Genomic DNA, 11,139 nt, shown 5'->3' on the forward strand with positions numbered 1-11,139 from the left:
TTTTAAATATAACTGGTAAAACTGTATTTTCGGTGTGTAATTCATAAAATTGTCACAAAATAGGGTTTGTTTTTTACAAAAAATTAACATATTTTTAAACTGCAAAAAATCCAGCTTATGAAAAACATTACCCTGCTTTGTATTTCATTGTTCCTTCATTATACTATATCCTATGCTTCTCCCGGTTTAACGGCCCCTCCTGTAAATGATGAATGTGCTTCCGCGGCATGGCTGACGGTCAATACCGGTCAGTCATGTACCTCTTCAACACCAGCATCATTTGCTACCGCTACGGTGTCGTCGCAGGGCAGTACCTGTACCGCACAAAATGGCGGTGATATATGGTTCCAGTTTACAGCAACCTCATCGGCACATAGTATTTCGCTTTCTAATTTTACGGGAACCGCCCAACCTGCTGTACTCGTTCTATACGAAGGGGACTGTACCACACTGACCCAGTTGTATTGCAGTGTGAATAATGTTATAAATGCTAACGGGCTTGTTCCCGGGATTACCTACAAGCTGCGAACCTATTATAATCTGGCTTCACCCAACAATAATTCGGGATTTTCAATATGTGTGAATACACTGCCGGCACCATCCAGCAGCAACCAGACCGACTGTCTTATAACCACTATAAATTATAGCTTTGAATCGCCACCGCCCCCTGCGCCAACAACATTTCCGGTATTTGTAAACCACAATGCCGTACAGGGATGGAGAACGACCGCCTCTGACCAGATGATGGAATTTTGGGTAGTGCCAAACTATGAGAATGTGCCTTCGTATGATGGTACACAATTCATAGAACTGAATGCCAATCTTGTATCGGGCGTTTACCAGGACTATGCCACCCCGCAGCCTACGATATTTAATTATGGCTTTGCACACAGGGGACGGCAGGGAACCGATACCTGCCAGCTGCTTGCAGGGCCTCCGGGCGGGCCGTACACCTCGGTACAAACCGCAACAACGGGAAACACGGCATGGGGCTACTATACCGGAAGCTATACTGTACCGGCAGGCCAAACAACCACACGTTTTATATTCCAGTCGGTTTCCAGTGTGGGTGGAGCAAGCGTGGGGAACTATCTTGATGCGATATCATTTACGGCAAATAACGGCATCCTTTCGTCAAATCCATTCAATATGGGATGTGGCACAGGGACGGCAAACATTGCGGCGGCCGGCACCGGTACATGGACAGCCCATGCCGACAACCCTACATCAACTGTAATAGGGAACGCATCGGGCAACAATACGACCATTACCGGCTTTGGGGCACAGGGTGTTTACCATTTCGACTGGAACACGGCTTACTGCACGAGTACGCTCACCATAAATTTTGCCGGACAGGAGCCACCGTCTCCGGTTATAGCTAATGTAACGTATTGCCAGGGGCAGCAGGCCGACCCGTTAACCGCGGACGCATTGCCGGGCAATACCCTCAACTGGTACCCTGATGACGGGGCAGGAGGCCCGCCAACACCATCAACAGCAGCAACGGGAACTACAACATATTATGTAAGCCAAACCTCGGCGGATGGCTGTGAAAGTATAGCCGAGCCTCTTACGGTTACCGTAAACACGGCCACAGCACCTGTAACGGGCTTTAGCTTGCCTGCGGATACCTGTCACGACGCAGATAATATCATACCAACAACTTCGGCAGGGTTTACCGGCGGTGGGCAATTCAGTTCCACGGCGGGACTTACTATAGATCCTGCCACCGGGGAGATCAATGTGGCTGCAAGTACGCCGGGCAACTATACTGTAACCTATGAAATTATTGAAGACCTTTCTACCTGTAGGATAGGGGGGAGCAGTACTGCTGATATCATTATTAATGACACGCCGGCAGTACCGGATATCACGGTAACGCAGCCGACGTGCGGCACCCCGTCGGGCAGTATTACGGTTGATGCGCCTGTTGGTACAGGATTATTATATAGCCTTGATGGCTCGAATTACCAGCCGGGAACCATTTTTTCAGGCCTTGTTGGTGGCAATTATAATATATATATACAAAATGCAGCAGGGTGTACTGCTGTGCATAATAATGTCGTTGTAAACGCCTCGATGACTACCCCGGCAGTTGCAGCCTACAGCGTTGTGCAGCCCAGCTGTTCTTCATCTACAGGTACGATAACGATAACAGCGCCAATAGGAGCACAGTATACCTATAGTACAGATGGTATAACTTTCCAGCAGGGAACTACTTTTGCAGGCCTTGCCGGAGGGACAGATTATATTATAACGGTACAAAACACCTCAGGATGTACCTCAGTAACAAACCCGGTAACCATCAATGCCGCACCGGTTATACCGGACGTGCCAAATGTAAGCACAGAGCAGCCTGATTGCACTACACCTATGGGGTCTATTACTGTAGAATCCCCGACCGATCCCGGATTTACCTATAGCATCGATGGGGCCAATTACCAAACGGGCACAGCGTTTACAGGAGTCAGCGCGGGCAATTATACTATAAGTGTAAAAAGCCCTTCCGGCTGTGTTGCTACGTTAAGCAATGTTGTGATCGATGCATCGCCATTTACACCGGCAGTAGCAACTTATACCGTTGTACAGCCCAATTGTACATCGGCTACGGGTACAATTACAGTAACGGCACCTTTGGGAGGAAGTTACACTTATAGTATTGACGGTACGAATTTCCAACAGGCAGTTGCTTTTAATAATTTGGCGGACAATACTGCTTATACAATCACGACAAAAAATGCAGCCGGGTGTATTTCATCTACTAACCCGATAGCTATTAATGCCCAACCGGCTATCCCCGAAGTTGCAGATGTAACCATAGTGCAGCCGGTGTGCGAAATACCTACCGGAAGCATAAGCATCAACTCACCTGTCGGGAACGGCTATACCTATAGCATCAATGGCACGTCTTACCAGGCATCGACAGAATTTGCAAACCTTGCACCTGCCGATTATACGGTATATGTTAAGAATGTCGGCGGGTGCGTTTCGCAGCTATATCCTGCAACAATAAGTTCGGCTGCAGCTGCGCCACCTGTTGCTACCCTTCAGGATCATCATCCGGACTGTACCACCAGCACCGGCACTCTTACGGTACTTGCGCCTCTTGGATCGCAATATACCTATAGTATAGACGGTGTCAATTTCCAGCAGGGTACGGTTTTCAGTGGGCTGAACGGAGGTTTTGCGTATAGTGTGACGGTTAAGAATGTTTTGGGCTGTACGTCAATTACAGTGCCTGTTGCCATCCATACCGCGCCGGTAATACCAACCGCACCAACTGCTACAGTGGTGCAGCCATCATGCGGCGATCCGGGAACTATAACGGTTACTTCCCCATTAGGAACAGGTTTTACGTATAGCCTCAACGGGACAAATTTCCAGGCGAACCCTGTCTTTTCAAATCCGGCATCGGGCACGTACACACTCACGGTAAAAAGTTCGGGTGGATGTACCGCTACATCTGGGCCATATTCTATTACACCGGGACTTGCAGGCCCGGGCGCGCCTGTGCTTTCGGTTACCCAGACCACATGTGCTTCGGCAACCGGGAGTATCTCGGTAGTATCACCAATAGCGAATGCCCTGACCTATAGTATTGATGGTACGACATTCGGCCCCGGCAGTGATTTTTTAAACCTGCCTGCCGGAAACTACACGGTATACGTGCAATCTCCCAATGGGTGTATCAATATGCAGATGGCCACAATAAATACCCAGCCTGTAACACCTCTTCTTGCCGCAGTACTTGTAAACCCTGCAGGCTGTACTACCCCGCCGAATATTGTAATAACGTCTCCATTAGGCGCGGGGCTTACCTACAGCATCAACGGAACATCATTCCAGTCTTCAGCTACTTTTGCCAATGTTTCGCCAGGCACATATACTGTTACAGTTAAAACTTCAGAGGGCTGTACATCAGTATCCGGCCCTTACACAGTTAATCCTTCACCTGCAATACCGTCAATGCCGGTGGTGAGCATCACGCAGCCTTTCTGTTCTGTGACTACGGGAACGATAACAGTCAACTCCCCGGCAACTCCCGGGATGACATATAGTATCGGTACGGGCTTCCAGGCAAGCAATATATTTACCAATGTGGCCCCGGGAACCTATGTACTTACGGCACAAAATGCCGATGGATGCACTTCTAATAAAAGCGTAACTATTAACCCTGCGCAGGCAATACCGGCAGTAGCATCGGTAACGGTAGTCAATCCCGATTGCGACCATCCTAAAGGCACGATAACTATTGATTCGCCAACAGGTACCGGTTTGAGCTACAGCATAAACGGAACTAGTTTCCAGACAGGTACTTATTTTGCCAACATTGCGCCGGGCAATTATATGGTAACGGTAAAAAACAGCGATGGATGTACATCGGTTACGCCGGTAATTGCTGTCAGTAATCCCATTCCAACTGTAAATGCCGGTATTATAACAGGCGGCACCGAAGTTTGCGAGGGCGAAACGCTGCAATTGGCTAATGTAGTGACAGGCGGCACATGGGCCAGCAGCAGTACCACCGTTGCAACAATAAGCGCCAGCGGTGAAGTAACAGCCCTTAGCGAAGGGTTTACCATGATAACCTACGATGTTCCGGGTACGGCAACGGAATGCCACGGTACAGCAACGCTATTGTTCCGTGTGAATGGCCTGCCGGACATCGCTATAGAAGATGCTTACCTTTGCGAAAACCTAACTACCGGCGATTACAGCAGCACTACATTAAATACGGAGCTTTCGGCAGGATATACTTTTACATGGGAAAAAGACGGCACTGCATTGCCTGATACATCCGGTGCGATTACCGTAGATGAACCCGGTGTTTACAAGGTAATAGCTACCGATACCGTAACAGGTTGTGTTGGCGAAGCAACTTCCACGGTTGGCGTTTCGTCGGTGCCTGTGGCTATTGTTGATGCCGGAAGTGATTTCCAGAACAACCAGACGATCACAGTATCGGTAACAGGCGGTTCAGGAAGCTACGTGTACAGCCTTGATGGCGGGCCGTTTCAAAACGAACCGTACTTCATAAACATCAGCCAGGGAGAATATACGGTTACAGTGAAGGACGTAAATGGGTGCGGAGAAACAGCCTATTCAGTGACTGCGCTCAACTTCCCTCACTTTTTCAGCCCGAATGGCGATGGCGAACGTGATACGTGGAACATCACCGGACTGAGCAGCTATACGACCGAGATCTCAATATTCGACCGCTTTGGCAAAGCCATAGCAGTGGTAAGGCCAGGCGGGCATGGATGGGACGGCACCTTCAATGGCGCTGTGCTGCCCGCAACCGATTATTGGTTTATTGTAAAGTACAAGTCTAATGGACAGGATAAGGAGTTTAAATCGCATTTCTCGTTACTACGATAATTGCTGCTTAACCTGAGGCAGATGCTATTTCTGAAACCTGGAAAGAAGGTCCCCGCAAAGGCGCAAGCATAAAGTTTTGAGCCTTTTGGGGAATTTAAATAGAGGTGATTATTTTAATTCCCGTTAAATAGGGTTTTCCCTGTTGTTGACAGATTTATTAATTCTCTTGAACTTTTTTGAAGAGATAAATCCCAACATAGGGTAAAGCATCCCTGCAAGCAAAAATAGATGTGGAAGCGATTCATTCTTTTCCAGATAAAGTACATAAGCGGTTATAAACAGGGCCGGGGCTTCAATGTAATAGCACATGATCCGGGCCTGTTTTGGCCGTATATTCAGCTTTCTCCAAAAAAAAGTAATGACCAGAACGATAAGGCCGAGGCCTAATAAGATACATCCGGGGAAATAAAGGTTCTTTACAACTTCGGCATATCCCTTTAGCAGTAATATGACCGAGGTAACGACATGGAGGAGGATTTCGAGCTTACGAAAAGTTTTCTTTTTCACGTTTGGACATTTTATCCAAAAATAGGTAATCCGCCCTTATTCAATATTTAATTTAGGTTATGTTATCGTTTCGGAAAAAGGTGTCACTTCTTCTTTTTCAGCTTTGCCTTTTCATCGTTTTCAGCAATCCTGAATTTCACAATTTTTTGTATCAGTTTTACAGGCAGCGGCTTATCAAACGGAAATTGGATGGAGCCTTTACCGGTTTTATAGGCTGACAGCTCTTCCTGAAATGCCTTATTTCCCGATGGCAGTGCATAAAAACCGATGTGGTTTTTGAAAGCGGCAAAATATACGAGGTTACCATTGAGGGTAAACGCAGGCATGCCATAGCTTATCTTTTCGATAGCTTCCGGCGCGGATTTTTGCACAATTTTACGCACTTCCTGCAAAAGCTTTTGGACATCATCAGGAAAGCCCGCTATATAGTCGTCAATGTCTTTTGGTTTATCCATAGTGTTGTGCTTTTAGTAAAATAAATGTATCAAAATGTGTTATCCTGAACGTAGGTTGCGGAGTGCAGAATCTCAAATTGTCGATTATAAGAGATCTTCCTTCGTCAGAATAACACCTTCCGGACAGTTCCTTATCAGGTTCATCCGTTATAAGCTTCTTCGATCGTTGCAATTTCTATTTTACGCATCTTCATCATGGCCTGCATTACCCTTTGCCCGCCTTCACCACCCGCGGACATCAGGTCCAGTAACACGGTTGGGATTATCTGCCATGAAAGCCCGTACTTATCCTTCAGCCAGCCGCACATGCTTTCTTCCCCGCCATTCGCTGTAAGGCTGTTCCAGTAATGGTCAACTTCCTGCTGTGTTTCGCAGCGCACGAAAAAGGATATCGATTCATTAAATTTAAAGTGGGTCCCTCCGTTAAGCAGCATAAACGGCTGTCCTTCTATTTCAATAGAGGCAGTCATAAAGCTTCCATCGGGCATTTTATGTATACTGGTAACCTTAGAGTTCTTAAAAATTGATGTGTAGTATTCTATAACTTCCTGTAGGTTGGCATCAAGCCATAAAAAAGGCATTATCTTTTGCATAGTGACTGATTTTAAAATTATTGTTACTTTCAGTTGAATGGTTTATACAAATTTACAGCAGTACTGCCGGATTGAAGCAGGGCAAACCCGACAACAAAGCGGGCAGATTGCGACATTATTTTTTTAAAGATCATTCCATCAGCGCATTATTTTTTAATTAAAAAGTTAAAAAATAACGTTTTCAAAATATTTTATATGAAAATTTTTATTTTATTTGTGCCTTAACCAATAATATAACATTATGAAATTTAAAAATTTAATGCTTGCCCTTGCTGTAACTATGATGCTTGCATCTTGTGGCGAAAAGAAAGAAGGCGATGCTGCAAAAGAAGGAACTGAAGCTTCCGCTGAAACTACAGAAGCCAAAGCAGAAGAAGCCCCTAAAGCTGATCCAAAGGCCATGCTTACTAAAACATGGGTAATTGAAGAGATGGATGCTTCAGCAATGATTGCAAAGCAGCCAAAAGAGAAGCAGGAAGAAATGAAAAAAATGATGGCAGAGAACATGTCTAAAGTGAAGGGCAACATGATCTTTGAGTTTAGGGCAGATGGTACTTTTACCAATACCATGAAAGATGGTAAGGAGGAGATTAAAAATGAAGGCACATGGACGTTGAGCGATGACGGCAAAACACTTACCACTGCTGAAAAAAAAGATGGTAAAGATGGTAAAAAGTCAGATGTAAATGTTTTAACTCTAACAGATGACAATCTCGACCTCGCGCCAAAAGATGCCGATATGGTTATGAAATTCGTTGCTAAAAAGTAATTTCAGGATAAAGTATAAAATGGAAAAGAGGCCGCCTAAATCAGTTTAGGTGGCCTCTTCTTATTTCTGTTCAGCTTATCGGGCTATTGCGAATTTTAAGTTTTGCGATACATTTCCAAACTTAAATTTCGCTATATAAAATCCGGTTGCCAACTGGCTTACATCAACGTTTGTATTTGTACCGGTAAGTTTTTGGGAGGACAGCCATTTGCCGGACAGGTCATATATCATAATTTCAGCACCCACTTCAGTAGTTTGCGATTGAATAGTGAGAAAAGTGGAAGCCGGATTGGGATAGGCTTTAAGTTTTGTCATTTCATGTCCCCTGGTTGCCATGGCTTCCATAACCCCAAACCTGAAATTGTTTGCCCCGCCATCAGTAACATTTACCGTAAAAAACGGGTCACCGCTATAATTCCAACCTTCAGGAACCTCTAAAGCAAAATTATACTGGCCGTTATCGAGGTCGGTAAAGCAATAATTGCCTGTCGCGTCGGTATACATAGCGTAGGGTAAAGGATGGGGAAATGATGCAGGCGCTGCTACTATGACAATCGCAACCCCTTCAACCCCTGATTCACCCTGGCTGGCAGTTTGCACACCATCACCATTAAGGTCGTTAAATACAGTTATGCAAACAACGCCCTGGGCATGTAAGCTGGTAAAGCACGCTGAGAAAAGGATGGCAAAGAGTAATTTTTTTATCATGAAGTTTATTTTTTGGATGGTTAAATGTACAAAAAAAAACCTTTCTGTTTCGGATAGGATTTTGTTAGAGGGCGGCAGGATTCGAACTTGCAACGTTCCCGCCCTGGCGGGACGCTATAACCGGCACAATCATAAAATGAAAAAAGCCGAACATTGCTGTTCGGCTTTTTGTCGGGGTGGCAGGACGACTCAAAACCACCACAAATACCTTTATATCAATAAATTACGTACACATCTTGAAAAACACTCACTGTTTTGCTCACAAAGCTTTGTAACAGTAGTATCTACAAATTTATGGAATATTTTTCACAAAGGATCATTGGGAATTTTATACTTTCAATTTTTTTGCGTAAAATAAGTTGAATAAAGTCGTATTATCAAGAGATTAAACAGATATCTTATTAATTGATTCGCCCCTGAAAAATAATATGTCTGATTCTCCATTGCCATTTACATCAGCTACACCAGCATTTATACCAATCGCAGTCGATAGAATATGTAAGTGCAAAGAGCTACATTGAAAATTTAACCCTCTCCATCCTGAAAAGCCATTCCGGCAGTACAGATATTACTATAAACGTGGATGCGCCCGATATCGAAATGAACCTTGAAACTGCCATTCCCATGGGGCTTATAGTAAATGAATTTGTAAGTAATTCGATGAAGCATGGTTTTCCGGATAAAAACACAGGCGAAATAACGATTTGCCTGGACACCATGAATGATAAAATGAGGCTAAAGATGCAGGATAACGGTGTGGGATTTGACAAGGGTACCACAAAGGCAAAAACCTTCGGACTGGAACTGATAAAAATCATGTCAACCCAATTGAATGCAAAATTGTCTGTAAATTCTGTAGGGCATACAAAATTTGTCCTGGTATTTTAAGGAATTTACTATTTGGATAATCCACCGGATGCCACAAATATTTTATGAGCTTTATACCTAAAAAAAATAGGCTGCGGCTTTTTAGGGCCACAGCCTCCCCAAAATTGAAAGCGATTCAAACTCCCATAAAAAAGTACCGTCAACTAAGGTTTTATTTTTCTGGCAGACTGTATGCGCGATAACAACGCATAGGCTGCTTTTTCCTGCCGCGGCTCTATAGAAAAGCGAAAATTGCTTTGTCCATTCCGCTTTATTATTAAATAACATTTTTTTTCGCGCTTTACTACAGCTACCATTATAAGTAATACCGCTATAAAGGCAATGAGATAGTACAATAGGGTTTCTTGCTTAAGCCTGCCGTCTGCAAGCAGTATTATGGGCAGTAGCAACGGCACCAATATCATTAGATAGGATGCCAATGTCACTCTCGTAACAATTTTTGCTTCAACTATGTCAGAAAAATTTATTGTATATTTTTTAATCCCATATTTTATCTCGATGTATTCTTTTGAAAAACTTATACGGGCATTAGATAACCACATTAAAAAAAGTTTTTATAATTATTATTTTTTAACAACAAACAATACCTATAGGGTATGATTATGAGGATTTTTTAAGTAACCCGCAGGCCCTCACCTCCTGCGGGCACCAAAAAACGAAGCTGTAAGGCTTCTAAAAAACAGCATTGCTGCAACTATCACATTTTAGTAACCCGCAGGCCCTCACCTCCTGCGGGTACCAAAAAATTGAAGCACTCGGGCTTCTTCCAAAAAGTATTTTAATTTGCTGCAAACATTAGCTGTAATGCAACATAGAGGGTCGTATTAAATTTTTAAAAATAACCCGCAGGCCCTTACGTTCCTGCGGGCTCCAAACCGAAGCCGCAAGGCTTCATCTAAAATGTTGTTCAATTACTGCAAAAAAACGCTGTAATGTTCTTTGCACTATTTCATCTTTTTAGTAACCCGCAGGCCCCCATTTCCTGCGGGTACTAAAAATTGAAGCTGTAAGGCTTCTTCTAAAATGTTGATTTTTAGTAACTGTCTAATTTTTTTAATTAACCACATAACTTGTCCCGCCAATAGCGGGAATGTTCCTATGTGGTTAAATAGTAATCTTTTTAAAATTTAGACAGTTACTTAGTTTTACAAGAACGTTATATAATGATGTAACAAGAACATTTTTAATTAAAGTTTTAAATCGCCCGCAGGAATTATCCCCACCTGCGGGCATCTAAAAAAACGAAGTATTACTACTTCACACCAAAACAAGCTTTATAAATAAAACTCAACTTACAATTGAATACAATCAGCGGCTATCCAGCAATGCCTTTAGCTGCTCTATGCCCCTGGGGTTGCCTTTGATGGTAAAGGCAGCATCTGCCACCAGGAGTGCGGGTGTGCCATAAACACTGTAGTTAACAGCATCATCGCCATAAAAACCCGCGCCATCGCATTTATGGTACCATAAGCCTGATGCGGTCTGGGTGCCTGTATAGGCTTGCCATGCGGCAGTATCATTGTCCAGGCATATTGCCACAATGGCGAGTTCTTCTTTTGTGTACTGCCGGCTCAGTTCGTTTAAAACCGGAATGAGCTGCTCACAATACGGGCAATCGGTTTTCCAGAACAGCACTATTACATTGCGTGCCGTAAGGTTATACAGGCTGGCGCCATTAGCCAGGGCAACATCGGGTACGGCAGCGCCCGTGTGCCATTGGCTGTAGCGCTCTTTGCGCTCCTGCATTAGCTGCGCTGCCGGGCTGGTAGTGGCGGTTTGGGCAGTAGCCCGCACCGCCATAATAAACACCAGCGCCATTAGCCTGCTATAGGTTAGCATA

Annotated in this window: 9 protein-coding genes; 3 read left to right on the forward strand and 6 right to left on the reverse strand. The window is 44.3% G+C overall.

What is annotated here, in order from left to right:
* Window positions 1-117 precede the first annotated feature (117 nt).
* On the forward strand, window positions 118-5,379 hold the full coding sequence (locus AAEO56_RS05895) for a T9SS type B sorting domain-containing protein (protein WP_341696107.1): 5,262 nt from the start codon (window positions 118-120) through the stop codon (window positions 5,377-5,379).
* A 123-nt stretch (window positions 5,380-5,502) separates the two neighbouring features.
* Here AAEO56_RS05895 and AAEO56_RS05900 read toward each other — a convergent pair whose 3' ends face one another.
* From AAEO56_RS05900 to AAEO56_RS05910, 3 genes are all read right to left on the reverse strand, one after another.
* Window positions 5,503-5,886, reverse strand: coding sequence for a hypothetical protein (locus tag AAEO56_RS05900; protein WP_341696108.1), 384 nt, complete (start codon window positions 5,884-5,886; stop codon window positions 5,503-5,505).
* Between the two features lie 83 nt (window positions 5,887-5,969).
* Entirely contained in the window at window positions 5,970-6,341 is a 372-nt protein-coding gene (locus AAEO56_RS05905) for an iron chaperone (protein ID WP_341696109.1), read from the reverse strand.
* Between the two features lie 140 nt (window positions 6,342-6,481).
* A complete protein-coding gene (locus AAEO56_RS05910; protein ID WP_341696110.1) occupies window positions 6,482-6,934 on the reverse strand; it encodes a VOC family protein in 453 nt (150 codons plus the stop codon).
* Window positions 6,935-7,175: 241 nt separating this feature from the next.
* Here AAEO56_RS05910 and AAEO56_RS05915 point away from each other — a divergent pair, with 241 nt between their 5' ends.
* On the forward strand, window positions 7,176-7,703 hold the full coding sequence (locus AAEO56_RS05915; protein WP_341696111.1) for a lipocalin family protein: 528 nt from the start codon (window positions 7,176-7,178) through the stop codon (window positions 7,701-7,703).
* Between the two features lie 75 nt (window positions 7,704-7,778).
* On the opposite strand, the gene AAEO56_RS05920 is transcribed toward AAEO56_RS05915, so the two are convergent.
* Complete coding sequence (locus tag AAEO56_RS05920; protein WP_341696112.1) at window positions 7,779-8,411, reverse strand: T9SS type A sorting domain-containing protein; 633 nt, start codon at window positions 8,409-8,411, stop codon at window positions 7,779-7,781.
* A gap of 579 nt (window positions 8,412-8,990) precedes the next feature.
* Between AAEO56_RS05920 and AAEO56_RS05925 the strand changes: the two genes are divergently transcribed.
* Window positions 8,991-9,299 (forward strand): sensor histidine kinase, encoded by a 309-nt coding sequence (locus AAEO56_RS05925; protein WP_341696113.1) that lies wholly within the window; start codon window positions 8,991-8,993, stop codon window positions 9,297-9,299.
* A gap of 143 nt (window positions 9,300-9,442) precedes the next feature.
* Here the strand turns inward: AAEO56_RS05925 and AAEO56_RS05930 are convergent, their stop codons facing one another.
* Both AAEO56_RS05930 and AAEO56_RS05935 read right to left on the reverse strand, forming a co-directional pair.
* Window positions 9,443-9,841: a hypothetical protein gene (locus AAEO56_RS05930; protein ID WP_341696114.1), complete on the reverse strand. Its 399-nt coding sequence runs from the start codon at window positions 9,839-9,841 to the stop codon at window positions 9,443-9,445.
* A gap of 766 nt (window positions 9,842-10,607) precedes the next feature.
* On the reverse strand, window positions 10,608-11,138 hold the full coding sequence (locus AAEO56_RS05935; RefSeq protein ID WP_341696115.1) for a TlpA family protein disulfide reductase: 531 nt from the start codon (window positions 11,136-11,138) through the stop codon (window positions 10,608-10,610).
* Window position 11,139: the final 1 nt, after the last annotated feature.

Origin of the sequence: Flavobacterium arundinis, from assembly GCF_038289855.1 — a bacterium.
In the GTDB taxonomy this organism is placed as follows: Bacteria; Bacteroidota; Bacteroidia; order Flavobacteriales; family Flavobacteriaceae; genus Flavobacterium; species Flavobacterium arundinis.

What these genes read in the sequence shown, in the direction of transcription:
- AAEO56_RS05895 (WP_341696107.1), top strand. Translation starts at nt 118, where the DNA reads ATGAAAAACATTACCCTGCTTTGTATTTCATTGTTCCTTCATTATACT.
- AAEO56_RS05905 (WP_341696109.1), bottom strand. Translation starts at nt 6,341, where the DNA reads ATGGATAAACCAAAAGACATTGACGACTATATAGCGGGCTTTCCTGAT.
- AAEO56_RS05910 (WP_341696110.1), bottom strand. Translation starts at nt 6,934, where the DNA reads ATGCAAAAGATAATGCCTTTTTTATGGCTTGATGCCAACCTACAGGAA.
- AAEO56_RS05915 (WP_341696111.1), top strand. Translation starts at nt 7,176, where the DNA reads ATGAAATTTAAAAATTTAATGCTTGCCCTTGCTGTAACTATGATGCTT.
- AAEO56_RS05920 (WP_341696112.1), bottom strand. Translation starts at nt 8,411, where the DNA reads ATGATAAAAAAATTACTCTTTGCCATCCTTTTCTCAGCGTGCTTTACC.
- AAEO56_RS05930 (WP_341696114.1), bottom strand. Translation starts at nt 9,841, where the DNA reads ATGTGGTTATCTAATGCCCGTATAAGTTTTTCAAAAGAATACATCGAG.
- AAEO56_RS05935 (WP_341696115.1), bottom strand. Translation starts at nt 11,138, where the DNA reads ATGCTAACCTATAGCAGGCTAATGGCGCTGGTGTTTATTATGGCGGTG.